The sequence below is a fragment of the Pseudomonas sp. MDT1-17 genome (assembly GCF_054898105.1).
This window is the reverse complement of the sequence record NZ_JBUBVM010000001.1, coordinates 1723377-1747340: the sequence shown is the minus strand read 5'-3', so window position 1 is coordinate 1747340 and position 23964 is coordinate 1723377. Positions and strand designations below refer to the sequence as shown.

The 23964-nt window shown below is 59.6% G+C and carries 22 protein-coding genes; 5 read left to right on the top strand and 17 right to left on the bottom strand.

Features of this window, described 5'->3' with window-relative positions; all coding sequences use genetic code 11:
- Positions 1-139 precede the first annotated feature (139 nt).
- Positions 140-3211 (bottom strand): efflux RND transporter permease subunit, encoded by a 3072-nt coding sequence (locus ACYZTX_RS07850; RefSeq protein ID WP_462033590.1) that lies wholly within the window; start codon positions 3209-3211, stop codon positions 140-142.
- Positions 3212-3217: 6 nt separating this feature from the next.
- The gene (locus ACYZTX_RS07845) at positions 3218-4318 is read right to left on the bottom strand and encodes an efflux RND transporter periplasmic adaptor subunit (protein ID WP_462033589.1); all 1101 of its coding nucleotides are present in this window, start codon (positions 4316-4318) and stop codon (positions 3218-3220) included.
- Between the two features lie 93 nt (positions 4319-4411).
- Here ACYZTX_RS07845 and ACYZTX_RS07840 point away from each other — a divergent pair, with 93 nt between their 5' ends.
- On the top strand, positions 4412-5056 hold the full coding sequence (locus ACYZTX_RS07840; RefSeq protein ID WP_462033588.1) for a TetR/AcrR family transcriptional regulator: 645 nt from the start codon (positions 4412-4414) through the stop codon (positions 5054-5056).
- Positions 5057-5174: 118 nt separating this feature from the next.
- Here the strand turns inward: ACYZTX_RS07840 and ACYZTX_RS07835 are convergent, their stop codons facing one another.
- Complete coding sequence (locus ACYZTX_RS07835) at positions 5175-5957, bottom strand: class I SAM-dependent methyltransferase (RefSeq protein WP_462033587.1); 783 nt, start codon at positions 5955-5957, stop codon at positions 5175-5177.
- A gap of 93 nt (positions 5958-6050) precedes the next feature.
- Between ACYZTX_RS07835 and ACYZTX_RS07830 the strand changes: the two genes are divergently transcribed.
- Positions 6051-6671 carry an energy transducer TonB gene (locus ACYZTX_RS07830; RefSeq protein ID WP_462033586.1) on the top strand — a complete coding sequence of 207 codons (621 nt, stop codon included), beginning with the start codon at positions 6051-6053 and terminating at the stop codon, positions 6669-6671.
- A gap of 17 nt (positions 6672-6688) precedes the next feature.
- Here ACYZTX_RS07830 and ACYZTX_RS07825 read toward each other — a convergent pair whose 3' ends face one another.
- The 7 genes from ACYZTX_RS07825 to ppc form a co-directional block, all read right to left on the bottom strand.
- The gene (locus ACYZTX_RS07825; RefSeq protein WP_462033585.1) at positions 6689-7384 is read right to left on the bottom strand and encodes an extensin-like domain-containing protein; all 696 of its coding nucleotides are present in this window, start codon (positions 7382-7384) and stop codon (positions 6689-6691) included.
- A gap of 2 nt (positions 7385-7386) precedes the next feature.
- Positions 7387-8208 carry an isocitrate lyase/PEP mutase family protein gene (locus tag ACYZTX_RS07820; RefSeq protein ID WP_462033584.1) on the bottom strand — a complete coding sequence of 274 codons (822 nt, stop codon included), beginning with the start codon at positions 8206-8208 and terminating at the stop codon, positions 7387-7389.
- Between the two features lie 33 nt (positions 8209-8241).
- Entirely contained in the window at positions 8242-9102 is an 861-nt protein-coding gene (locus ACYZTX_RS07815) for a DUF72 domain-containing protein (protein ID WP_462033583.1), read from the bottom strand.
- Positions 9102-9407 carry a hypothetical protein gene (locus tag ACYZTX_RS07810; protein WP_462033582.1) on the bottom strand — a complete coding sequence of 102 codons (306 nt, stop codon included), beginning with the start codon at positions 9405-9407 and terminating at the stop codon, positions 9102-9104. The genes ACYZTX_RS07815 and ACYZTX_RS07810 overlap by 1 nt, the downstream gene beginning before the upstream one ends.
- A gap of 231 nt (positions 9408-9638) precedes the next feature.
- On the bottom strand, positions 9639-10313 hold the full coding sequence (tsaB, locus tag ACYZTX_RS07805; protein ID WP_462033581.1) for a tRNA (adenosine(37)-N6)-threonylcarbamoyltransferase complex dimerization subunit type 1 TsaB: 675 nt from the start codon (positions 10311-10313) through the stop codon (positions 9639-9641).
- Positions 10314-10406: 93 nt separating this feature from the next.
- The gene (gene adk / locus ACYZTX_RS07800; RefSeq protein WP_462033580.1) at positions 10407-11054 is read right to left on the bottom strand and encodes an adenylate kinase; all 648 of its coding nucleotides are present in this window, start codon (positions 11052-11054) and stop codon (positions 10407-10409) included.
- A gap of 287 nt (positions 11055-11341) precedes the next feature.
- A complete protein-coding gene (gene ppc, locus ACYZTX_RS07795; protein WP_462033579.1) occupies positions 11342-13972 on the bottom strand; it encodes a phosphoenolpyruvate carboxylase in 2631 nt (876 codons plus the stop codon).
- Positions 13973-14974: 1002 nt separating this feature from the next.
- On the opposite strand from ppc, the gene ACYZTX_RS07790 reads away from it, so the two are divergent.
- The 3 genes from ACYZTX_RS07790 (at position 14975) to ACYZTX_RS07780 (ending at position 16843) form a co-directional block, all read left to right on the top strand.
- The gene (locus ACYZTX_RS07790) at positions 14975-15319 is read left to right on the top strand and encodes a pilin assembly protein (RefSeq protein ID WP_462033578.1); all 345 of its coding nucleotides are present in this window, start codon (positions 14975-14977) and stop codon (positions 15317-15319) included.
- A 273-nt stretch (positions 15320-15592) separates the two neighbouring features.
- Entirely contained in the window at positions 15593-16006 is a 414-nt protein-coding gene (locus ACYZTX_RS07785; RefSeq protein ID WP_462033577.1) for a DUF4398 domain-containing protein, read from the top strand.
- 48 nt (positions 16007-16054) lie between these two features.
- The gene (locus tag ACYZTX_RS07780) at positions 16055-16843 is read left to right on the top strand and encodes an OmpA family protein (RefSeq protein ID WP_462037006.1); all 789 of its coding nucleotides are present in this window, start codon (positions 16055-16057) and stop codon (positions 16841-16843) included.
- 160 nt (positions 16844-17003) lie between these two features.
- Here ACYZTX_RS07780 and ACYZTX_RS07775 read toward each other — a convergent pair whose 3' ends face one another.
- The 7 genes from ACYZTX_RS07775 to prfB all read right to left on the bottom strand — a co-directional run bounded on the left by ACYZTX_RS07775 (position 17004) and on the right by prfB (position 23823).
- On the bottom strand, positions 17004-17333 hold the full coding sequence (locus tag ACYZTX_RS07775) for a hypothetical protein (RefSeq protein WP_462033576.1): 330 nt from the start codon (positions 17331-17333) through the stop codon (positions 17004-17006).
- Positions 17330-18244, bottom strand: coding sequence for an alpha/beta hydrolase (locus ACYZTX_RS07770; RefSeq protein WP_462033575.1), 915 nt, complete (start codon positions 18242-18244; stop codon positions 17330-17332). The genes ACYZTX_RS07775 and ACYZTX_RS07770 overlap by 4 nt, the downstream gene beginning before the upstream one ends.
- Positions 18245-18392: 148 nt before the next feature.
- Positions 18393-19670: a flavohemoglobin expression-modulating QEGLA motif protein gene (locus ACYZTX_RS07765; protein WP_462033574.1), complete on the bottom strand. Its 1278-nt coding sequence runs from the start codon at positions 19668-19670 to the stop codon at positions 18393-18395.
- Positions 19671-19706: 36 nt separating this feature from the next.
- The gene (locus tag ACYZTX_RS07760) at positions 19707-20261 is read right to left on the bottom strand and encodes a hypothetical protein (protein WP_462033573.1); all 555 of its coding nucleotides are present in this window, start codon (positions 20259-20261) and stop codon (positions 19707-19709) included.
- A gap of 73 nt (positions 20262-20334) precedes the next feature.
- The gene (locus ACYZTX_RS07755) at positions 20335-21039 is read right to left on the bottom strand and encodes a TetR/AcrR family transcriptional regulator (protein ID WP_462037005.1); all 705 of its coding nucleotides are present in this window, start codon (positions 21037-21039) and stop codon (positions 20335-20337) included.
- 114 nt (positions 21040-21153) lie between these two features.
- A complete protein-coding gene (gene lysS / locus ACYZTX_RS07750) occupies positions 21154-22656 on the bottom strand; it encodes a lysine--tRNA ligase (RefSeq protein WP_462033572.1) in 1503 nt (500 codons plus the stop codon).
- 71 nt (positions 22657-22727) lie between these two features.
- A protein-coding gene (prfB, locus tag ACYZTX_RS07745; protein WP_462033571.1) for a peptide chain release factor 2 occupies positions 22728-23823 on the bottom strand; the annotation gives its coding sequence in 2 pieces (ribosomal slippage) (positions 22728-23750 and positions 23752-23823; 1095 coding nt in all).
- Between the last annotated feature and the right edge of the window lie 141 nt (positions 23824-23964).

The following is a 23964-nucleotide window of genomic DNA, read 5'->3' as shown; positions in this document are numbered from 1 at the left end:
TAGCCTGACACGGAGGGGGCGCTTGTAAAAAAAGTGAGTCGCCGTAAGGGCGAAACCCTAAGCGGCCGTTACCGCAGAAACGGATATGTACACCAACAACAAGTGCTTGGTCGGCCCGAAGGCCGCCAAGATCAAAAGATCATACAGGCTCTTTCCTGACCCTGAACCAAGCCGCATACAGCGCCGGCAAAAACAGCAACGTCAACGCCGTCGCCACAATCAACCCACCCATGATCGCCACCGCCATCGGCCCGAAGAACACACTGCGCGACAGCGGAATCATCGCCAGCACCGCCGCCAGCGCAGTCAACACAATCGGCCGGAAACGCCGCACCGTAGCTTCGATAATCGCTTGCCACGGCTTGAGCCCCGCGGCGATGTCCTGCTCGATCTGGTCCACCAGAATCACCGAGTTACGCATGATCATCCCGGACAACGCGATGGTCCCAAGCATGGCGACAAAACCAAAAGGCTGACGGAACACCATCAGGAACAAGGTCACACCGATCAAACCTAACGGCGCCGTCAGAAACACCATCACCGTGCGTGAGAAACTGCGCAGTTGCAGCATCAGCAACGTCAGCACCACCACGATAAACAGCGGCACACCGGCCTTCACCGAGTTCTGCCCGCGGGCCGAGTCTTCCACGGTGCCGCCGACATCCAGTAGGTAGCCGTCCGGCAGTTCGGCGCGAATCGGATCAAGGGTCGGCATGATCTGCTGCACCAGCGTCGCCGGTTGTTCCTTGCCGTAAATGTCGGCGCGCACTGTCACATTCGGCAAGCGGTTGCGGTGCCAGATAATGCCTTCTTCAAAGCCGTACTCCAGCGTCGCGATCTGCGACAGCGCTACGCTGCGACCATTGTCAGTCGGCACGGCCAGACTCGGCAGCAACGACAATTCAGTGCGCTCATGCAACGTGCCGCGCAACAGAATCTCGATCAATTCGTTGTCTTCACGGTACTGGCTGACGCTGGAACCGGTCAGTGAGCTTTGCAGGAACTTCGACAGGTTCGCAGTGCTCACGCCAAGCGCCCGGGCACGGTCCTGATCAACGTTCAGATAAACAACTTTGCTCGGTTCCTCCCAGTCCAGATGGACGTTGGCCACGTGCGGATTCTCGCGAACCTTGGCCGCGACTTTACGAGCCAGCGCGCGGACTTCCTCGATGTGCTCACCGGTGACCCGGAACTGCACCGGATAGCCAACCGGCGGTCCGTTCTCCAGACGCGTAACCCGCGAACGCAGAGCCGGGAATTGTTCATTGAGGGTTTCGATCAGCCAGGTGCGCAGGGTTTCGCGCTCCTCGATGGTCTTGGCCACTACTACAAACTGCGCGAAGCTCGCCGCAGGAAGTTGTTGATCCAGCGGTAGGTAAAAACGCGGCGAGCCCGTGCCAACGTAAGCGACGTAGTTATCGATACCGGCGTGATCCTTGAGCAGTGCTTCGAGGCGTTTGACCTCATCGCTGGTGTTGCTCAACGAGGCGCCTTCGGCCAGTTTCAAATCGACCATCAATTCCAGACGACCCGATGCCGGGAAGAACTGCTGCGGCACAAAGCGAAACAGGACGACAGAACCGATAAACAACACAACCGTCAGGACAATGACCGTCTTGCGTCGCTGCACGCACCACTCCACCAGGCGTCTGACGCGCTGATAGAACGGCGTGTCGTAAGGGTCGGGCTGGCCGTCGCCGGTGCCGTGTTTGGCTGCATGAACTTTCGCCAGATCCGGCAGGAGTTTTTCCCCCAGATACGGCACAAACACCACGGCGGCCACCCACGAGGCCAGCAGCGCGATGGTCACGACCTGGAAGATCGAACGGGTGTATTCGCCGGTACCCGATTGCGCAGTGGCAATCGGCAGGAAGCCGGCAGCGGTGATCAGCGTGCCGGTGAGCATCGGAAATGCGGTGCTGGTCCAGGCGTAACTGGCCGCCTTGATCCGGTCGAAGCCCTGCTCCATTTTGATCGCCATCATTTCCACGGCGATGATTGCGTCGTCCACCAACAGACCCAGCGCCAATACCAACGCCCCGAGGGAGATTTTGTGCAGGCCGATTCCCAAGTAATACATGCAGGCGAAGGTCATCGCCAATACCAAAGGAATCGCCAGCGCTACCACCATGCCGGTGCGCACGCCGAGGGAGAAGAAGCTCACCAGCAGGACGATTGCCAACGCTTCCACCAGCACCTGAACAAATTCGCCGACACTGCTTTTCACGGCGGCTGGCTGGTCAGAAACCTTGCGCAGTTGCATACCGGCAGGGAGATTTTTCTGGATCCGGTCGAACTCGACTTCCAGTGCCTTGCCCAGCACCAGAATGTCGCCACCGTCTTTCATGGCCACGGCCAGACCGATGGCGTCTTCGGCCATGAAGCGCATACGCGGCGCTGGCGGATCGTTGAATCCCCGACGCACATCGGCCACATCGGAGATGCGGAACGTACGATCACCGACGCGAATCGGGAAGCTCTTGATCTCTTCGACTGTCTGAAAATTCCCCGAGACGCGTAGCTGCAAACGCTCGCTGGTGGTCTCGAAGAACCCGGCGGTGGACACCGTGTTCTGTTCTTCAAGGGCCTGCTGCACCGCCGCCAAAGGGAGACCCAGGGTGGCGAGTTTGACGTTGGAGAGTTCGATCCAGATCTTCTCGTCCTGTAACCCGAGCAGATCGACCTTGCCGACATCCTTGACCCGTTGCAGCTGAATCTGGACGCGGTCGGCGTAGTCCTTGAGCACCGCGTAATCAAAACCGTCGCCGGTCAGCGCGTAGATATTGCCAAACGTTGTGCCGAACTCGTCATTGAAGAATGGCCCCTGGATGCCCGGTGGCAGGGTCTGGCGGATGTCGCTGATTTTCTTGCGAACCTGGTACCAGAGGGCCGGGATTTCCACCGAGTGCATGGAATCACGGGCGACGAAAGTCACTTGGGATTCACCCGGTCGGGAGAACGAAACGATGCGCTCGTACTCGCCGGTTTCCATCAGTTTCTTTTCAATGCGCTCGGTGACCTGGCGCGACACTTCCTGCGCCGTGGCCCCCGGCCAAATGGTACGAATCACCATGGCCTTGAAGGTGAACGGCGGGTCTTCACTTTGGCCGAGTTTGGTGTAGGACAGTGCGCCGACAACTGCCAGCAGGAGCATCAGGAACAGTACGATCTGGCGATTACGCAGCGCCCATTCGGAAAGATTGAAACCCATCGGGGATTACTCCTTGTCCGCCAGATTGACCACGCGGTTGGAGCGATCCACCGGGCGCACTTGCTGCCCGTCATGAAGCACATGAACACCAGCCGCCACCACCCAATCGCTGGCGTTCAGGCCTTCGAGCACCGGCACGGTTTTCTCGCCAAAGGCACCGACCCGGACCGGGGCTTTTTTCAAGGTGTTGTTGGCGGCAAGCACCCAAACGTAGGTGGCACCGTTTTCCGCGGTGACCGCCGACAGCGGCACCGACAGCGACACCACGTCAGCGGTCTGGATGAACACTCGGGCGCTCTGGCCGAGTTCTGCGGCGACCTTGCCGGTGGTGAAAGCGATGCGGGCCGCAAAGGTGCGCGATTTCGGATCGGCAGCAGGCGACAGTTCACGGATGCGCCCGGCGAAACGTTGGTCGGGTTGGGTCCAGAGTTCTACCGACACCGACTGACCCACCTTGAAACGGCCGAAACTTTGTTCCGGCAGGCTGATCGACACTTCGCGCTCGCCATCGGTGGCGAGGGTAAACACCGTTTGCCCGGCCGCCACGACTTGCCCGACTTCGACTGCACGTTTGGCCACCACGCCATCCTGAGGCGCACGCAGCACGGCGTAACTGGCCTGATTGGTCGAGACGTTGAATTCGGCTTTGATTTGCTTGAGGCGTGCTTCACCGGATCGGTAAAGGTTTTCAGAATTGTCGTACTGCGAACGGCTGACCATCTGACGGTCCATCAAGGTCTTGTAGCGATCACGCTCGGCGCGGACCAGGCTCAGATTGGCCTCTGCAGCGGCGACCTGAGCGCGGGTGGCTTCCAGTTGCAGGCGTACATCCTGAGGATCGAGCTCCGCCAACGGTTGGTCGGCCTTGACCCGCTGCCCCTCTTCGACCAGTCGTCGACTGACTTTACCGCCGATGCGAAACGCCAGGTCCGGCTCAAAGCGAGCGCGGACTTCACCGGGAAAACTTTCCATCGCCTGAGCCGAAGGCTCTGGCTGCACGACCATGGCCGGGCGAACGGTGACTTGGGGCGCCTCTTCGTGACCACACGCAGACAATAAAAACACCAGACTGACTGGCAACGCGAGGGGCAAGGCATAGCGGAACATGGTGAAGGACCTTTCGCTAATGGTGCTTGGAATAATTATACTGGGCAGTATGTTATTAATAGCAAACTCACCAGTCCAGTAATAAAAGCGCATATGCCTAACAATCTTTCAGCACCCAACGGCCCAGGCCGTCCCAAGGATTTGGCCAAGCGCCAAGCGATCCTCGATGCGGCGAAAATTCTGTTTCTGAGCAAGGGTTATGCGAATACCAGCATGGACGCCGTGGCGGCCGAGGCCGGTGTATCGAAGCTAACGGTCTACAGCCATTTCAACGACAAGGAGACACTGTTCTCCGCCGCCGTGATGGCAAAGTGCGAAGAGCAATTGCCTACGCTGTTTTTCGAATTGCCGGACGGCGTCGCGGTGGAAACGGTGTTGCTGAACATCGCGCGCGGTTTTCATCAGCTGATCAACAGTGATGAATCGGTCAATCTGCATCGACTGATGATGACGCTGGGCAGCCAGGATCCGAAGCTCTCGCTGATCTTCTTCGAGGCCGGGCCTGAGCGCATGCTGAATGGCATGGAGCGGTTGCTGACCAAGGTTGATCAGAGCGGCGCCTTGAGCATCGACAAACCGCGCAATGCGGCCGAGCATTTCTTCTGCCTGCTCAAGGGTGCGGGGAATTTCAGGCTGCTTTACGGCTGTGGCGAGCCGTTGACCGGGGATGCGGCGGAGAGCCATGTGCAGGAAGTGGTGGGGTTGTTTATGCGGGCCTACAGGCCTGAGACAGCCTGATAGATTTTGGTTGTCTGGTCTGGCCCCTTCGCGAGCAGGCTCGCTCCCACACTGGATCTATGCAACACCGTAGATCCCCTGTGGGAGCGAGCCTGCTCGCGAAGGGCGCACCTCGGTATCAGGGCTTGAGGGCTTTCTTCGGATAAATATCGTACCGACTGGATTTACCCTCCAGCGCATGGCTCGGCTTCGGCCCTTCAATGCACGGCGCCTTGCGTGGTCGCTTGACCACCACCCGGTGGCTGGCCAGGGCCAACGCGGCTTCGAGCAATGCAGGGGCATCCGGATCATCGCCAACCAGCGGCCGGAACAGGCGCATTTCCTTCTTCACCAAGGCAGTTTTCTCACGATGGGGAAACATCGGGTCGAGGTAGATCACCTGCGGCGGCTCGCCTTCCCAATTGCGCATCACCTCGATCGAATTGCCCTTGAGCAAGCGCATCCGCGCCACGATCGGCGCCACGTCAAAGTCTTCCGCGCCGCGCGCCAGGCCATCTTCAAGCAAAGCGCCAATCAGCGGCTGACGCTCGATCAGGCTCATCTCGCAGCCAAGGCTTGCCAGCACGAACGCATCTTTGCCCAATCCCGCCGTGGCATCCAGCACACGCGGACGCACGCCTTGGGCAACCCCGACAGCCTTGGCGATCATCTGACCGCTGCCGCCGCCGTACAAACGGCGATGGGCCGCACCGCCCTCGACAAAGTCCACCCGCACCGGCCCCGGCGCGTCCGGGCCCAGTTGCTGCAGCTGCAAACCCTGGTCGCCGATCTGCAAGGCAAACTCTGCGTCATCCACCTGCATCGGCAAACCCAGGCGCTCGGCCCATTGTTCGGCCTGTGGCTGATAAGTCTCGGCCAGGGCCTCGACATGGATGCGGCAGGCCGCAGGTTGCTCAATCATGGGAAAACACGCTCAAAAAATTAATGATCGGCAAAAACGGCCGATAACAAAACTATCGAGCATTTTGCCAGAGCTGAGCGTCGATCGAGAGAAATGTCAGACATTCAACCCACAATCACAGGCTTTATCTCGCCCTACGGCGATTACAGCCTGCGAAATAGCCAAGCACTGAGCGGTGTCAGTCACGTCTGGCAAGATTTTTTTGCCCGTGCCCTGGCCGAACAGTCGAGCGATGTGGTGCCTGCATGCGGGACTTTCCCACCGGTTGATCTCGAGAGCCCGGTCGAGCCGACCGTCGGCAGCGAGCTCTACGCACACATCATTTCCCAGCGCGAATGCGATGTGACAGAAACCGAGGTCCGCCCGCCGGAGCCACTGTTCCTGCCGATTGCCGAGTTCGACATGGACCTGGCCGACAAACCTTTCCCACCGTTCCCGGCACAAGAAATCGTCGCTCAACAGAAACAACAGGACTTCGAAAGCAGCTGGGTTCGCCCGATCGTACTGGCTGCCGGTCAGCCGGTGCCGGAAGCTGGTCCGGCACCTCAACCGCGTCCGCTGCACTTGCCGATCGCCGAATTCGAACTGCATCTGCTGGACAAACCCTTCCCGCCGTTCTCGCCCGAAGCGCTGGTGGAGCAACAGAAACAACTCGATTTCGATAACGGCTGGGCTCGCCCGATCGTCCTGCAGAACCTGCGCATCGCCGCCTGACCTTCAATAACAGGCCCTCAGCGACACACCCACCACGGCCCGACATCCACATGAAAGTGATTGCGATGGGCGGCGTTGTAATCCGGGCTCAATACCACACTGAACATGTCGCAGGCGCCATCGCGGACCTGGCGTAAAAACTGTGCGTCTTGATTATTCTTCGGCCAATCCTTGAGCACGTTGATGGATCGGCCATTGGCCAGCCGAAACCCAGCGATATCCAGCGCATCTGCGCTGGCATGCTGGCTGCGTCTGCCGTTCTCGCGGCTGTAGACGTTGCGACAGGCAAAGCTGCCGAGATGGTCGACTCGCGTAACCGCTTGCCCATAGACCGCCTGTGCCGCGGGTTGCAGGGCGTGGTGCTCGAACAGGGCAAACGACACCGCCAGGCGACAACTGGCGAGGAAACTGCTGCTCAGGGCCACCTCGCCGCCTTGCACACGCAACGTGTTGATCAACGGGCACGTCGCGTCGGGGCGGTCGGCCTGATGGGTCACGCTCAATCCGGAGCTGCTCAGGGCTTGATCGCACAACTGCGGATCATCGCGCAGGCGCATCAGTTTGTAGCGGGTCAGAAAATTGGGCGCGGCTTTCACGTCCAGCGGCGCCCAAGGATTCCACTGGGGTGGCAAAGAGATCCAGCCGCGCCAGACGCTCACGGCCGCCGCACCCATGATCAACAGCATCAACAGCAGCCACCAGCGAAACCGCATCGTCAGCCTTTGAACAATTGATTGGCCTGGGCGTACGGCATGGATCGCGACGTGAACCCGAACGTGCCCGACGTCTTGATCTCCTCGGCTGCGCGGAAAAACTCGCCATACGCTGCCAGGGCCAGCGCCGAACCGACGCTGATGCGTTTGACGCCCATCTCGCTCAACTGCTCGACCGTCAATTTCAGTCCGCCAGACATCAACACATTGACCGGTTTCGGCGCTACGGCGCGGACCACCGCCAACACGTCTTCAGCACTGCGCAGACCTGGCGCATAAAGTACGTCGGCACCCGCCTCGGCGAAGGCCTGCAAGCGGCGGATGGTATCGGCGAGATCAGGATTGCCGTGCAGAAAGTTTTCCGCGCGCGCGGTCAACATAAAGGGAAACGGCAAGCTGCGAGCTGCTGCCACGGCAGCCTCGATGCGCGCCAAGGCATGCTCGAAGCAGTAAATCGACGCGTCTTCACGGCCGGTGGCATCTTCGATCGAGCCGCCAACCGCACCGGCCTCTGCTGCACGCAAAATACTCTGTGCGCATTCGGCTGGATCGTCAGCGAAGCCGTTTTCCAGATCCACGGCGACTGGTAGATCAGTTGCCGCGACAATCGCCCGAACGTTTGCCAGGGTGTCGTCCAGCGTCAGCCCGCCATCGGGACGGGCGTTGGAAAAGGCGTAACCGGCACTGGTGGTCGCCAGCGCTTCGAAGCCAAGGCTGGCGAGCATTTTCGCCGAGCCGGCGTCCCACGGGTTGGGAATGACAAAAGCACCCTCGCGTTCGTGCAGTGCTTTGAACGCTTGGGCTCGAAGGGTTTGCGCATCCATTGGCAGGCTCCAGAAAAAGGCAAGGAATCCGCTTCAGAGCAGGCCAAGTTGCTCGGCAGCGGGCTCTCTGTATAGCTCAGGCAGCGGCGGCAGGCCAGGCAAACGCAGCATCAGTTGTGCGTGAAAACGTTGCGCCAGTTTGGCGGCCAGCAGGTTGTCGGCGGTGTGCAGGAAGATATAGGGCGTGCGGCCCTCTTCAATCCACACGGCGATTTTCTCGACCCACGGCACCAGGAACGGGTCGTTGGCCTCAAGCTGCGGATGGCCAATGAAGCGCACTTGCGGACATTGCGTGAAGGCTGCGGGACGGGGCGGCACCCGAGGCTTTTTCGATTGGGCGTGAAGTACCGAGGGATCGGTCGATGTGCAGCTGAACAGCGCGCGGGGATCGAGGCAGATACGCTCGACACCGCGATCGAGCAGCAGGCGATTGAGCCTTCTCTCGGCATCGCCCTTGGCGAAGAATTCGTCATGCCGCACTTCTACCGCCAGAGGCCGCTCAAGCGCATCGATGAATCCGGCCAGTTCGGGCAATCGTTGCGGGGTGAAGCTTTTGGACAGTTGCAGCCACAGCGGTGAAACCCGTTCACCGAGGGGGCTGAGCAATTGCAGGAAGGTGTCGACAGCGGTTGATTGTTCGCGCAGGTCACCGCTGTGGCTGATGTCACCGGGGAACTTGGCGGTGAAGCGAAAGTGTTCGGGCATGGTCTCGGCCCAACGCTGCACGGTGGTCGCAGCGGGGCTCGCGTAGAAGGTCGTATTGCCTTCCACGGCGTTGAACACTTGGGAATAGAGATTCAGAAATTCGGCGGGTTTGGCGTCTGCCGGATAAAGATAATCGCGCCAGGCGTTTTCACTCCAGGACGGACAGCCCAGGTAGTAAGGCAGCTGCATCAGATGTACAGGTCGAGGCCCAGCACATCCGAATCCCAATCGACAAAACCGGCGGTGCTCAGGTAGCTGGCCAGGGCCTTTGCGACACTGTTGCTCATGGCCCGATGATAAAGCATGTCTTGTTGACGGGCCGGGAGATTACTCAAGCGTTGCGCAGACGCTTTGGCGGCGCGGGCGGCCATTTGCTCTTCGGACGGAAATTCCAGCTCACCATCGATATCGACAGAATCGTCATCCGCCACAGGGCCTTTGCGGGGCTTGCGCTTGATGGGGTAGGACTGAGAGGGAACGCCGTCTATACGCATGAGTACATGTCCGGTATCAATGATGGCAGTTTAGTGGCGCAGAACCCACTGCGCAAACCGCCGAGTGATAACTAGAACACAGAAAATGGAAAAGGTTTGAAAGCCGGGACATAAAACGACGATTGGCTGCGTTGCTTATACCGCTTTCGCGAGCAAGCCCGCTCCCACAGGGACGATGGAGACCCTGTGGGAGCGGGCTTGCTCGCGAAGGGACCCACTCGGTCCAACGAATTAACGCGCCTTGGGCGTCGCGACTTTATCGCGCAGGTACACCGGCTGCGCCTCATCAGCCACGATCGCTTCGCCGCGCGCCCAGGCAAAACGTGCCAGGGTCAGAAGGTCTTCAGCGTGAGGCAGCATGCCCGCATCCTGCCCGGTCAGGCTGACGGCGATACGCTCGGCGTATCCCCAGCCAGTGCCGGCGCCAAACCACTCACCACTGGCGTCGGTCGGCAACGCTGCCGCTTCCGGTGGCAACACCGCTTCATTGCCGACCAGCCGCATCTCCCCCGCCGTTTCGCGGTAGCAACCCCAATACACTTCATCCATCCGCGCATCAATGGCGGCCGCGACCTGGCTCACGCCGTGTTCGCGATACGCCCGCTGCGCCAACACGGCCAGGTTGGACACCGGCAGCACCGGGCGATCCAGCGCAAACGCCAGCCCCTGCACCACGCCGATGGCGATCCGCACACCCGTGAACGCACCCGGCCCACGTCCGAATGCGATGGCATCGACCGCTTGCAGGGTGGTCCCGGCATCCGCCAGCAGTTGCTGAATCATTGGTAGCAACTTCTGCGCATGCAGGCGCGGGATCACCTCGTAATGGCTCGTGACTTTGCCGTCATGCAGCAAGGCAACGGAGCAAGCTTCAGTCGCGGTGTCCAGGGCCAGCAAGGTGCTCATCGATGTTTCCGTAAGAGAGGTCAGAAAAAGTGCGCCAGTATAAACAACTACGGCCCGCAAGCGGGCCGTAGAAGATGAAGCGGATCAGACTTTTCAGCTAAGCGCTTCAAGCACCTTGCCGGTGATCACTTCAACCGAGCCAACGCCAACGATGTGGCTGTACTTCGGCTTACCCTGATCAGCGGCCAGGTTCTGGTAAAACGCTACCAGTGGCTTGGTTTGCGAGTGGTAGACCGACAGGCGATGACGCACGGTTTCTTCGGTATCGTCCTTGCGCTGTACCAGCTCTTCACCGGTGATGTCGTCTTTACCGGCGATTTTCGGCGGGTTGTAGACGGTGTGGTACACGCGGCCGCTGGCTTCGTGAACACGACGACCGGCGATACGCTGCACGATTTCTTCGTCGTCGACAGCGATTTCGACCACGTAATCCAGCTCGACGCCGGCTTTCACCAGGGCTTCAGCCTGAGGAATGGTGCGCGGGAAACCGTCGAACAGAAAACCGTTGGCGCAATCGGCCTGGCTGATGCGTTCCTTGACCAGGTTGATGATCAGGTCATCGGAAACCAGACCACCGCTGTCCATGACGCTCTTGGCGATCAGGCCCAGCTCGGTGCCGGCCTTGACCGCTGCACGCAGCATGTCGCCGGTGGAAATTTGCGGGATACCGAATTTTTCGGTGATGAACTTAGCCTGAGTACCTTTACCGGCCCCGGGAGCTCCCAGCAGAATGACGCGCATCGATGTGCTCCTCAATTTTTATATAGATAACGTCAGATTCGCCTCGTGGGGCCAATCTCAAAAAAAGGGTCGTGACCGCCCAAACGGCCAAAGGCTGATCAAGATACACAGCAGGCCCAGACCACACAAGCCGCCGAAAGTCGGAGAAACCCGCGCCTGACGTGACCTTTCGTCGGAGTACCCTAAGTCGCAACCCCATCACTAACTGTCGCCTGCCAGCACTTTTCAACCCCTCGCCCACAGGCACTCGACGCTCGCACCAAGTGCCTTCCCCCACGACGAAAACCTTAGCCGGTATTACGCAAACCGGCGGCAATCCCCGCCACAGACACCAGCAGCGCCTGTTCTACCGGGCTGTCCTGTGCCACTTCCTGTTGTCGCGAACGCGCCAACAACTCGGCCTGCAATAGATGAAGAGGGTCAAGGTAAGTGTTGCGCAAGCGGATGAATTCAAGCGTGGCTGGGCTATGTGCCAGTAGCTGCGACTGACCGGTCAGCCCCAGGACCACCGAGCAGGCCTGCGACAATAGGTCGCGTAAATGCGCACCCAAAGGGAGCAGATCCGGCTCGACCAAGCGCTCATCGTAGGACCGGGCGATATCGGCATCGGCCTTGGCCAACACCATTTCCAGCATATCGATGCGCGTGCGGAAGAACGGCCACTGCTCGCGCATTTGCCCCAGCAGCTCGCCTTCGCCGCGCTCCAGCGCCTTGCTCAACGCCGCTTCCCAGCCGAGCCAGGCCGGTAGCATCAGTCGTGTCTGGGTCCAGCCGAAGATCCACGGAATTGCCCGCAGGCTTTCAATCCCGCCGGCGCGGCGCTTGGCCGGGCGACTGCCCAATGGCAGGCGTCCCAGCTCCTGTTCCGGGGTGGACTGGCGGAAATACTCAACGAACTGCGGATTTTCCCGCACCACGGCGCGATAAGCGCTGACACCGTCAGCAGCCAATTCGTCCATCAAATGGCGCCAGGCAGGCTCCGGTGGAGGCGGCGGCAGCAAGGTCGCTTCCAATACCGCGGCCAGGTACAGATTGAGATTCTGCTCGGCGATGTCCGGCAAGCCGAATTTGAAACGAATCATTTCTCCCTGCTCGGTGGTACGGAAACGCCCCGCCACCGAACCCGGCGGCTGCGACAGAATCGCCGCGTGCGCCGGACCACCACCGCGACCCACGGTGCCGCCACGACCGTGGAACAACAGCAGTTCCACTTGCTGCTCGCGGCAAATATCGACCAAGCGCTCCTGCGCCCGATACTGTGCCCAGGCCGCAGCAGTAGTGCCGGCGTCCTTGGCCGAGTCGGAGTAGCCGATCATCACTTCCTGCGGCCCTTGCAGGCGCGCGCGATAACCCGGCAACAGCAACAGCTTTTCGATCACCGGGCCGGCGTTGTCGAGGTCGGCAAGGGTTTCGAACAACGGCACCACGCGCATCGGCCGCAACACGCCAGCTTCTTTGAGCAGCAGTTGCACGGCCAGCACGTCGGAAGCGGCGCCGGCCATGGAGATCACATAAGAACCGAGCGATGCGCCCGGTGCCGCGGCGATTTCCCGGCAAGTTGCCAGCACCTCGGCGGTGTCGGCTGACGGTTTGAAGTACGCCGGCAGCAGCGGCCGGCGGTTGTTCAGTTCACGCATCAGAAAGGTGATGCGCTCTTCCTCGCTCCAGTCTTCGTAACGACCGAGGCCGAGGTAGTCAGTGACTTCAGTCATGGCCGCGGTATGCCGCGACGAGTCCTGTCGCACATCGAGCCGCACCAGGAACAGCCCGAACGTCATCGCCCGGCGCAGGCAATCGAGCAGCGGCCCATCGGCGATCACGCCCATGCCGCAATCGTGCAGCGAGTGGTAGCACAGCTCCAGCGGATCGAGCAGCTCGCGGTTGTTTTGCAACACATCGGCCGTTGCTGGCGTGGCTGTCGTCAACGACGCGTGAGCCCAGTTACGCGTCGCGCGCAGGCGCTCACGCAACTGTTTAAGGACCGCGCGGTAGGGTTCGGCACTGTCCCCGGCCTTGGCCTTCAAATCGTCGCTGGCCTGCTGCATCGACAACTCGGCCGCCAGGTGATCGACATCACGCACGTACAAATCGGCGGCCATCCAACGCGCCAGCAGCAAGACTTCACGGGTGACCGCAGCCGTCACGTTCGGGTTGCCGTCCCGGTCGCCGCCCATCCACGAGGCAAAGCGAATCGGTGCAGCTTCCAGCGGCAAATGCAGGCCGGTGGCGTCATGCAGCGCTTTATCAGCCTTGCGCAAATAGTTGGGGATCGCCTGCCACAGCGAATGCTCGATCACCGCAAAGCCCCATTTGGCTTCATCGACGGGCGTCGGGCGGGTGCGGCGAATTTCTTCGGTGTGCCAGGCTTCGGCGATCAGGCGTTGCAACTTCGCGTGGATCTGCTCGCGCTCGGCAGTGGTCAGGTCGCGATGGTCCTGGGCGGCCAGCTGCGCGGCAATGGCGTCGTACTTCTGGATCAGCGTGCGGCGCGCCACTTCGGTCGGATGAGCGGTGAGGACCAGTTCAATCTCCAGCCGCCCCAGTTGCCGGGCCAGGGATTCGGCGCCATGGCCTTCGGCAAGCAGGCGAGCCAGCAATTCCGGCAGTACTCGCGCTTCGAACGGCGCCGGCTGCGACTCTTCGCGACGGTGAATCAGCTGATACTGCTCGGCGATATTGGCCAGGTTGAGAAACTGGTTGAACGCCCGCGCCACCGGCAGCAACTCTTCTTCGCTCAATTGGTTGAGGCTGGCGCTCAGTTCAGCGTCCATCGAACCGCGACGGTCGGCCTTGGCGCCCTTGCGGATCTGCTCGATCTTGTCGAGAAAGCCGTCCCCGTACTGTTCACGAATGGTGTTGCCCAACAGCTCACCCAACAGGTGAACATCTTCGCGCAAGCGTGCATCAATATCGGTCATCAGCAGTTCTCCAGCGAAAAATCCGGGTGTGCTTCGTCGTTAGAGAGTGCCGCTGTAAAGCGGTTCTTACAAGCAGACGACGAAGGGAATGCTGTTCACCTCCTGGGAAAGTTTTGGGATGGGGATTGGGATTGGTGGGGTACATATCCGTTTCTGCGGTGATGGCGGCTATTGGTTTCGCTTTTACAGCGAGTCACTTTGAAAAGCCCAAAGTAACCAAAGGCTTTTGCCCCGCCATTCGGTGCCTCGCCTAGGCTCGGCATGCCCTCACTCCGGCATTGCACCGGGGGCCCGCCGCCATCGGCCATCCATGGCCGGGGGCGGCTACCGCGGCATCCTTGCCGCGGTGCCCCCTGCGCAACGCCTGCGTTCGGCCTCTGGGAAAGGGGCGGCAGATCTGAAGCCAAAGCAAAGCAAAGCAAAGCAAAGCAAAGCAAAGCAAAGCAAAGCAAAGCAAAGCAAAGCAAAGCAAAGCAACGGCAAGATCAACAGCTTCGCGAGCAGGCTCGCTCCCACATAAAGCAGATCGGCGTACACCTGCTTTTCACCACTCAACAGGCCGAGCGTTAGCTCGCCTGCAGCTTTTGATCTTGAGGCACCGCCCCCTCGTGAGGCCGAGTGTAGGTTCTGCGCAGTGGGCAACCCGGCATGGATGCCGGGTTAGCCGCCCCCGGCCATGGATGGCCGATGGCGGCGGGCCCACGGAGCAGGACCGGAGCGAGGGCATGCCGAGCCTAGGCGAGGCACCGAACGAAAGGGGCAAAAGCGTTTGGTTACTTTGCGCTTTTCAAAGTGACCCGCCGTAAGGGCGGAACCATTAGCTGCCATTACCGGAGAAACGGATATACACCCAATCCCCCCAACGTTCACCATTAGACGACGAAGGGACTTTAAACCTTGGGCGTTAAAGCTAGTCTGAAGAATAAGCCGTACAACGGTTGCAGCCGGCCTTTGCCGGACACTGACACAGCCTGCCACGAGCAGGTGCGCAATGAGGTCACTATGAAAATCCGCGAGCTTGCCCATCACTGGGAAGAAAACGCCAAGGGTCGCCTGACCGACACCGGATACTCGATTCATCTGGATGTAGAGGCCGCCGCACGGCTAGCGGCAATTATCGAGATGTACCCCAAACGACACCCAGAAGAACTGCTCGGCGAGCTGATCGGCGCCGCGCTTGAAGAGCTCGAAAAGAGCTTCCCTTATGTGAAGGGCCCGACGGTCGTGGCCACTGACGAAGAAGGTGATCCGCTGTACGAAGACGTCGGTCCGACTCCGCGCTTTCTCTCGTTGTCCCGTCGTCATTTGCACAAATTGTCGGCCGTTGACGACAAACAGAAACACTGATTACCGCACTTCTCTCCCCTCCAATAATGCGCACTCCCGGCCCTGCACAGGGCTGGGAATACGCCTATGCGCTGTGGAAATACCTGGTTTAGAGCCTTGTCCGCTCGGTCAAAGTTTTTCAGGCAATGGGCCACATTCTCTGAACTTTTGAAAAACGCCACGGGTCACACCCATTAACCACGCCTGGGACGGCCGTTTCAAAACACCCCCGGAAATTGAAGGTTGCGGCTCCTTGCCCAGGATGGATTTTTAAGTTTTTCAGGAGTTAACCCAATGGAGTTGAAGACCATGAAAACCCGAACTGCCAAATCCTCGTTCCCCCCTCTGCGTAGTCTGAAACTGGCTGCACTGGCAATCGGCAGCAGCCTCGTTCTGGCCGGTTGTGCCGGCAACCCGCCAAGCGAGCAATTCGCCGTGACGGAATCGGCGGTCAACAGTGCCGTCAGTGCCGGCGGTACCGAATTCGCGGCTGTGGAAATGAAGTCCGCCCAGGACAAGCTCAAACAAGCCGAAATCGCCATGCACGACAAGAAGTATGACGAAGCCAAGACCCTCGCCCAACAGGCCGAGTGGGACGCTCGAGTGGCTGAACGCAAAGCCCAGGCGATGAAAGCCGAACAGGCTGTGAAGGACTCTCAGAAAGGGGTTCAGGAACTGCGTCAGGAAAGCCAGCGCACCGTGCAATAACGGCGCGGCACGACGCACTTCTTACTCGATTAAAAGGACGAAACCATGATGCGTAAACAATTGATGATCCCTGCCCTGCTGGCCGCAAGCGTTGCACTGGCTGCCTGCTCCACGCCGCCTAACGCGAACCTGGAACAGGCCCGTACCAATTACACCGGCCTGCAAACCAACCCGCAAGCCAGCAAAGTCGCGGCGCTGGAAACCAAAGAAGCCAGCGATTACCTGGACAAGGCCGACAAGGCCTACATGGACAAAGAGGACCAGGCCAAGGTCGACCAACTGGCATACCTGACCAATCAACGTGTTGAAGTGGCCAAGCAAACCATCGCGCTGCGCACCGCTGAAGCCAGTCTGAAAAATGCCTCTGCGCAACGTGCCCAGGCCCGTCTGGACGCACGCGACGCGCAGATCAAGCAATTGCAGGACAGCCTGAACGCCAAGCAGACTGATCGCGGCACGCTGGTGACGTTCGGTGATGTGTTGTTCGCCACCAACAAGGCCGAGCTGAAATCCAGCGGTCTGGTGAATATCAACAAACTGGCCCAGTTCCTTCAGGAAAACCCGGACCGTAAAGTGATTATCGAAGGCTACACCGACAGCACGGGTGCGCCGAACTACAACCAGTCGCTGTCGGAACGCCGTGCGACTTCCGTGCAAGTGGCTTTGATCAAGATGGGTGTAGATCCAGCGCGCATCGTCGCCCAGGGTTATGGCAAGGAATACCCGGTGGCCGAGAATTCCAGCGTTTCGGGTCGTGCGATGAACCGTCGGGTGGAAGTGACCATTTCCAACGACAACCAGCCGGTGATCCCACGTTCGGCTGTCAGCTCGAACTAAGCTTCGTCTGCTGAAACTCAAAAGCCCCGCCTGATCTGATCAGGCGGGGCTTTTGTTTTTAAGCAGATCGCAGCCTCGTTTCACTCGACAGCTCCTACAGAAGCACGCGGTCTTTATAGGAGCTGTCGAGTGAAACGAGGCTGCGATCTTTTCGGGCGCGTTACGGTTGCAGCTTCTGCGGGGTTTCCTCGCCCATGCAGCGCACGGCTTTTTTCTTGTTGTTGACCAATACGCCACTCAGGCCTTTCTGCTCGGTGTCGAACATCACCAACACGCCATCGATGCACTGGGCGACTTGCGGAGCCGGTTCCAGGGAGACTTTGTAGTCTTCGCCCGGCACAGTCTTGAGCAGGGTGAAGTCGCTGAGCAGCAGCGCATCTTCGGGTTTGGCGAAGTGCAGGTAGCCGTAGAACCACAGGGCCCCGACAGTGCCGAGGATGCTGCAGATACCGGTGATGATCAGCGGGATGGCGTTACGTTCTTCACTCATTGCGGACTCTCTGGTGGTTCATCTTCAGAATTTTTCGGCGCCGGGTAATTCGGGACTTCACCCAGTCGGCGCAAACCGTTGAAATGCTGCGGGTCGTCGAGATAACGCAGCATGACGTTGCGCCAGACCGGGTCGGCGAACGTCTGCACATGCCCGCCTCGGGTCAGTTGCAGCACGCGCGGCGGCGGCGCAGCTTGATACAGACGGATGCCGTTGGAAAGGGGCACGATCGGATCGTCGATGCTGTGGTAGATCAGTTTCGGTACGCCGCCCAGCTGCGCCATGGAATTGATCGCGCTGTCGCCATCCGGCACCAGCCAGGACAGCGGCACCTGAAACATCCAGGTCAGCCAGGAATGGCTCAGGGCAAATTGACCGATACTGCGATAACTGGCAGGCACGCCGTCGAGGACGATGGCCTTGAGTTGTTTCTGGCGCTCGGGATGCTGAACCAGATAATGCACGGCCATCGAACCGCCGAGGCTTTGCCCCAGAAGGATCAGCGGCTTGCCTTTGACTTCTGGTGCCTGGTCGAGCCATTTGAACGCGGCGTCGATGTCCTGATAGATCGCCGGCAGGCTCGGTTCCCCCTCGGACAAACCATAACCGCGATAGTCCACCAGCAGCACTTGATAGCCTTCTTTGGGCAACCACCAGCTCCCGCCCAGGTGCATGGGTAGATTGCCGCCGTTACCGTGCAGGTGCAGCACGGTGCCTTTGACCTCGACACCTTTTTTCGCCGGCAACCACCAGCCGTGCAGCCTGAGACCGTCGGCAGTGGTCAGGGTGACGTCGCGGAATTCGAGTTTGGCTTTTTCCGGGGTGAACAACTGGCCGGGTTCGGGGTAGAACAACAGCGCGCTGCAGCCGCTGAGGGTCAGAAGCAGGCAGAAAATGCCGAGGATTCTCATCCGTTGAAAACCTCGTGAAGTGTGGTTGGAATACGGACCAAATGTGGGAGCGGGCTTGCTCGCGAAAGCGGTGTATCAGACAAAAAGATGCTGAATGTTAGACCGCTTTCGCGAGCAAGCCCGCTCCCACATTTGGACTGCGTCAACGTTAGAGAATGTTGGAATAGTCCGCTTCGATCCGGTCCAGGCTCAGGTGATTGAGGAAGTTGGAGAAGCACATCCACGCCGACAGCGCGTTCAGGTCACGGAATTGATCCGGAAGATACTTCGGTGCGACCACCAGCCCTTCATCCACCAACTGGCGCAAGGTCCGCATGTCTTCCAGCGTGGTCTTGCCACAAAACAGCAGCGGTATTTGCTCGAGCTTACCTTTACGCACGGCCAACTGAATGTAGTTGTAAACCATGATAAAGCCCTTGAGGTAGGACAAGTCTTTGGTAAATGGCAGCCCATTGGGCACCGAGCCGCGGAAAACCCGACTGGCGTTGCCGTAGCTTTCAGCCATTTCAAAACCCTGCTCACGGAAGAACTCGAAGATCTGCAGGAAGTCCGCGCCCTCTTCCACCATGTGGATGGCGCGGGTGCGGTTAGTCAGCTTGCGCAGGCGACTCGGGTAAGAGGCGAAGGTGATGATTTCCATCAAGATCGCCAGGCCTTCCTGAGTCACCGTCGACGAAGGCGGACCTTTGGAGAGGAAGGTGCAGATCGGCTGATTCAACCCGTTGAGCGTGGTGCCCACGTGCACCAGCCCTTCATGAACTTCCAGGGCGCGCACGTCACGTTCGTTGAACATCGCGTCGGTGCGAATCTTGATGTAGTCAGCGCCGGCCGCCGCATCGGCAACAATGCCGTCAGACTCAAACACCCGAATGGTCTCTTCGGCCTCGCCAAACACCTTGTTCAACCGATGTTGCAGCTGGCTGACGGCTTCCTTGGCGGTGAGGGTTTTCGGTTCGTCCTTCAGATCGCCACGGCCATCGATATTGTTCAGGTAATCGGAGAGCATCAGCCCCAGGTCGGCCAGGGTCGGGTCGCCGGCGTGGAACGCGTCGGACGCGGCACCGTACAACTCCTGGGAAATCAGTCCGAAATCCTCGGTGCCGCGCGCTTCGAGCATGCGCACCACCATCCGGTATTCCTTGCACATGCGGCGCATGATCTGGCCGACCGGGTTGAACTGACCCAGCTGACGGGTGATGTCGCGCTCGATGTTCTGGAATTCCAGTTTCACTTTGCTGGAGTCAAAAGACAGCGGCCGATTGAGGTAATAGTCGCGGTCCACGGCCGGCATTTCCTTGCCCTTGGCCTTGAGGAAACCCTTGCGGACGCTGTCGTCCCACTTGACCGCATCGAGGACGCGAATCGGCGTCTGCGCCAGCACAATGCGATCGGACAAAATGCGTATCGTCTGCTGGTAATCGTCCACCCGAAACTCCTGTAGAAAAACCGTTACGTGCTGGGTTTATTTGGCTTTGGCCAGGCGCTGATAACGCACCGCCTCGACGAAAACATCGGAATTGGCCGGGTCGTCGAGGTAGGTAAAAACCTGTTCCAGGTTGTTGTTGATCAACACGCCGTCGCCATCGTCTGTCTGGAAGCCTTCGCCACTCAGGACGTTCTGCCCCAGTGCCTGGTTGATCTGCTCGAGGTCGAGGTTGTAGACCACCAGTTCATGCTTATCAGTGAGTTCGAAACCAGCGATGGTGTAATGCCCGCCGAACTGCGCCGGCACCTTCGCCGACAGGTACCAGCGACTGCCATGGCGGGTCACCGTGAAGGGATAGGCTTCACGCTCCTTGGGTTTAGCCTTGAAGTAGCTGACCGCCTGATAGTGGTTGTCGCCAATGCGCGTCAGCTCCAGATTCAGCGGCTCGCCCCAGGCATTGGTGCTGGTCCATTTGCCGAGCAACCCTTTGGGCGCGGGTTCACTCGAGGGCAGCGGCTCCTTGAAGGTCACCAGACAGCCACTGAGCAGCAGGAACGACAAGGCGATCACAACGACACGCCAGGCTTTCATTCAACACTCCCTTTGAACACACGCGGACCTCATATGGGAACCCTCCCACAGGGTTGTGGATTTCCACAAGGGTTTACACCGACGCCAATACCAGATGCATGTAGCGCGTAAGGATGCCGAGCATTTCGGCTTCGGCGACAGGCTCGGCGTCGTTGAGCAGGCCCTGATATTCCATCCGTCCGATAATCGCCGTCAACACTTTGGCATCCTGTTGTGGCTCGCGGGAACCCAACACCTCGAAAAAATGGCAGGTGCCTTGCAGAAGAATTTTCTGATGCGAGCGCACCAACACCGCCAGGCGCGGGTTCAACAGCGCCTCTTGACGGAACGCCTGCTCGGCCATCAAGTGCTCGCGACGGTTGTGTAACTGGCGCTGCACATAATCGGCGGTCAGTCGTGCGATGTCGTCAGCCAGTTGTGAGCGGGACTCGGGGCTGCCATCGCCATAAGCCACCATTTCGCGCAGCAAGCCTTCGTTGCTGGCCCACAACTTGGCCATGAACGCCGCGCTGCGTTCCACGTATTGGGCGAAGGTATCGGTGAGCAGGTCATCGATATCCTTGAAATAGTAAGTGGTGGCGGACAGCGGCACACCGGCCTCGGCGGCCACCGCGCGGTGACGCACGGCCCGCACGCCATCGCGCACGACAATGCGCATCGCCGCATCGAGAATGTCCTGTCGACGCTGTTCGCTGCCCTGTCGGCTGGCCTTGCGGCCCTGGTACTGAACACTTTCAGCGACCGCGGTGGCGACGTCCGCTGCACCCTCTTGAGCAATTGCACGGTTCACGACAGGTCTTCCTCTCTTACTTCAAAAGTAACCAATTGATACGTTTGTACCAGACAGGCAATAAAAAGCCGCCTGTTTTAGGCGGCTTTTTAGTTGAAACATTTACGCTTGCGGCCGCATGTGCGGGAACAGGATCACGTCGCGGATCGACGGGGAGTTGGTCAGCAGCATCACCAGACGGTCGATGCCGATACCTTCACCGGCCGTTGGCGGCATCCCGTACTCCAGCGCACGAACGAAGTCGGCGTCGTAGTGCATGGCTTCGTCATCGCCAGCGTCCTTGTCGGCCACCTGAGCCATGAAGCGCTCGGCCTGGTCTTCCGCGTCGTTCAACTCGGAGTAGGCGTTGGCGATTTCGCGGCCACCGATGAACAGCTCAAAACGGTCGGTGACGTTCGGGTTCTCGTCGTTACGACGGGCCAACGGCGACACTTCGAACGGATACTGAGTGATGAAGTGCGGCTGCTCCAGCTTGTGCTCGACCAGCTCTTCGAAAATCATCACCTGCAGTTTGCCCAGACCTTCGAAGCCCAGCACTTTGGCGCCGGCCTTCTTGGCGATGGCGCGGGCCTTGTCGATGTCGGTCAGGTCGTCAGCGGTCAGCTCAGGGTTGTACTTGAGGATCGAGTCGAACACCGACAGACGCACGAACGGTTCGCCGAAGTGGAACACCTTGTCGCCGTACGGGACGTCGGTAGTCCCAAGAACAAGCTGAGCCAGTTCGCGGAACAGTTCTTCGGTCAGGTCCATGTTGTCTTCGTAGTCGGCGTACGCCTGGTAGAACTCCAACATGGTGAATTCAGGGTTGTGACGAGTCGAAACGCCTTCGTTACGGAAGTTGCGGTTGATCTCGAATACTTTCTCGAAGCCGCCAACAACGAGGCGCTTGAGGTACAGCTCCGGCGCGATACGCAGGAACATTTCCATGTCCAGCGCATTGTGGTGAGTCTCGAACGGCTTGGCCGCCGCACCACCGGGGATGGTTTGCAGCATCGGCGTTTCGACTTCCAGGAAGTCACGCTGCATCAGGAAGCTGCGGATGTGTGCAATCACTTGCGAACGCACGCGGAAGGTCTGGCGCACGTCTTCGTTGACGATCAGGTCAACGTAACGCTGGCGATAGCGCTGCTCGGTGTCGGACAGGCCGTGGTGCTTGTCCGGCAGTGGGCGCAGGGACTTGGTCAGCAGGCGCACGCTGGTCATTTCGACGTACAGGTCGCCCTTGCCGGAACGCGCCAGGGTGCCTTCGGCAGCGATGATGTCGCCCAGGTCCCAGGTTTTCACCGCAGCCAGGGTTTCTTCAGACAGGGTTTTACGGTTGACGTAAACCTGAATGCGCCCGGACATGTCCTGGATCACCATGAACGAACCACGGTTGAGCATGAGACGACCGGCAACCTTGACCGGGATTGCAGCCTCTGCCAGCTCTTCCTTGGTCTTGTCCGCGTACTGTTTCTGCAAGTCTTCGCAGTAAGCATCGCGGCGGAAGTCGTTCGGGAAGGCCTGGCCCTTGGCGCGCTCGGCAGCCAGCTTTTCCTTGCGCAGGGCGATCAGGGAGTTTTCTTCCTGTTGCAGGGCTTGCGGGTCGAGTTCTAGGTCGCTCATGTCTTTAAAAATTCCATCACAGGTTCGTTGCCCCCACCGGTGGCAGGGGACTTGAGGTCTTGACTGGCGGTTTACAGGCCTTGCTTCAGGCTGGCCACCAGGTATTCGTCGATGTCGCCGTCGAGCACCTTGTCGCAGTCACTGCGTTCGACGTTAGTACGCAAATCCTTGATTCGCGACTGGTCGAGCACGTAGGAGCGAATCTGGTGACCCCAGCCGATGTCCGACTTGGTGTCTTCCAGGGCCTGGGAAGCGGCGTTGCGTTTCTGCACTTCCTGCTCGTACAAGCGCGCCCGCAACATTTTCATCGCGGTGTCTTTGTTGGCGTGCTGGGAGCGTTCGTTCTGGCAGCTGACCACGGTGTTGCTCGGTACGTGCGTAATACGTACGGCCGAGTCGGTGGTGTTTACGTGCTGACCACCGGCACCGGAGGAGCGGTAGGTATCGATGCGCAGGTCCGACGGGTTGATGTCGATTTCGATGTTGTCATCGATTTCCGGCGACACGAACACGGCCGAGAACGAGGTGTGGCGACGGTTACCGGAGTCGTAAGGGCTCTTGCGCACCAGACGGTGCACGCCGATTTCGGTACGCAACCAGCCAAAAGCATATTCGCCCTTGATGTGGAGGGTGGCGCCCTTGATCCCGGCGACTTCACCGGCCGACAGCTCCATGATGGTCGCGTCGAAACCACGTTTGTCGGCCCAGCGCAGGTACATGCGCAGCAGGATGTTGGCCCAGTCCTGAGCCTCGGTACCGCCAGAGCCGGCCTGGATGTCCAGGTAGGCGTTGTTGGCGTCCATCTCACCGCTGAACATGCGACGGAATTCGAGTTTTTCCAGGGACTCGCGCAGACGTTCGACTTCGGCAGCGACGTCATCGACGGCGGCCTGGTCTTCTTCTTCGGCGGACATCAGCAGCAGGTCTTTGGCGTCGGCCAGGCCTGTGTGCATTTCGTCGAGGGTTTCGACGATCTGAGCCAGCAGGGACCGCTCGCGGCCCAGCTCCTGAGCGTACGTCGGGTTGTTCCAGACATTCGGATCTTCAAGCTCGCGATTGACTTCAGTCAGACGCTCATGCTTTTGATCGTAGTCAAAGATACCCCCGAATAGTTTCGGAGCGCTCGGACAGGTCCTTGATACTGTTAAGGATCGGGTTGATTTCCATGGCGGGCAGCACTCGTTGGCGAACTTTTGAAAGCCGGCGAGTATACCGTAATCAGGCTGTCAAGGCAGCCCGCCTGGCGGCTTTAGGGCGAATGGTTTTGGCTAAACGGCGAACACCTGTAGCAGCGGTCGAGCCCCGCGA

What these genes read in the sequence shown, in the direction of transcription:
- ACYZTX_RS07850 (WP_462033590.1), bottom strand. Translation starts at nt 3,211, where the DNA reads ATGGGTTTCAATCTTTCCGAATGGGCGCTGCGTAATCGCCAGATCGTA.
- ACYZTX_RS07845 (WP_462033589.1), bottom strand. Translation starts at nt 4,318, where the DNA reads ATGTTCCGCTATGCCTTGCCCCTCGCGTTGCCAGTCAGTCTGGTGTTT.
- ACYZTX_RS07840 (WP_462033588.1), top strand. Translation starts at nt 4,412, where the DNA reads ATGCCTAACAATCTTTCAGCACCCAACGGCCCAGGCCGTCCCAAGGAT.
- ACYZTX_RS07835 (WP_462033587.1), bottom strand. Translation starts at nt 5,957, where the DNA reads ATGATTGAGCAACCTGCGGCCTGCCGCATCCATGTCGAGGCCCTGGCC.
- ACYZTX_RS07830 (WP_462033586.1), top strand. Translation starts at nt 6,051, where the DNA reads ATGTCAGACATTCAACCCACAATCACAGGCTTTATCTCGCCCTACGGC.
- ACYZTX_RS07825 (WP_462033585.1), bottom strand. Translation starts at nt 7,384, where the DNA reads ATGCGGTTTCGCTGGTGGCTGCTGTTGATGCTGTTGATCATGGGTGCG.
- ACYZTX_RS07820 (WP_462033584.1), bottom strand. Translation starts at nt 8,208, where the DNA reads ATGGATGCGCAAACCCTTCGAGCCCAAGCGTTCAAAGCACTGCACGAA.
- ACYZTX_RS07815 (WP_462033583.1), bottom strand. Translation starts at nt 9,102, where the DNA reads ATGCAGCTGCCTTACTACCTGGGCTGTCCGTCCTGGAGTGAAAACGCC.
- ACYZTX_RS07810 (WP_462033582.1), bottom strand. Translation starts at nt 9,407, where the DNA reads ATGCGTATAGACGGCGTTCCCTCTCAGTCCTACCCCATCAAGCGCAAG.
- tsaB (WP_462033581.1), bottom strand. Translation starts at nt 10,313, where the DNA reads ATGAGCACCTTGCTGGCCCTGGACACCGCGACTGAAGCTTGCTCCGTT.
- adk (WP_462033580.1), bottom strand. Translation starts at nt 11,054, where the DNA reads ATGCGCGTCATTCTGCTGGGAGCTCCCGGGGCCGGTAAAGGTACTCAG.
- ppc (WP_462033579.1), bottom strand. Translation starts at nt 13,972, where the DNA reads ATGACCGATATTGATGCACGCTTGCGCGAAGATGTTCACCTGTTGGGT.
- ACYZTX_RS07790 (WP_462033578.1), top strand. Translation starts at nt 14,975, where the DNA reads ATGAAAATCCGCGAGCTTGCCCATCACTGGGAAGAAAACGCCAAGGGT.
- ACYZTX_RS07785 (WP_462033577.1), top strand. Translation starts at nt 15,593, where the DNA reads ATGGAGTTGAAGACCATGAAAACCCGAACTGCCAAATCCTCGTTCCCC.
- ACYZTX_RS07780 (WP_462037006.1), top strand. Translation starts at nt 16,055, where the DNA reads ATGCGTAAACAATTGATGATCCCTGCCCTGCTGGCCGCAAGCGTTGCA.
- ACYZTX_RS07775 (WP_462033576.1), bottom strand. Translation starts at nt 17,333, where the DNA reads ATGAGTGAAGAACGTAACGCCATCCCGCTGATCATCACCGGTATCTGC.
- ACYZTX_RS07770 (WP_462033575.1), bottom strand. Translation starts at nt 18,244, where the DNA reads ATGAGAATCCTCGGCATTTTCTGCCTGCTTCTGACCCTCAGCGGCTGC.
- ACYZTX_RS07760 (WP_462033573.1), bottom strand. Translation starts at nt 20,261, where the DNA reads ATGAAAGCCTGGCGTGTCGTTGTGATCGCCTTGTCGTTCCTGCTGCTC.
- lysS (WP_462033572.1), bottom strand. Translation starts at nt 22,656, where the DNA reads ATGAGCGACCTAGAACTCGACCCGCAAGCCCTGCAACAGGAAGAAAAC.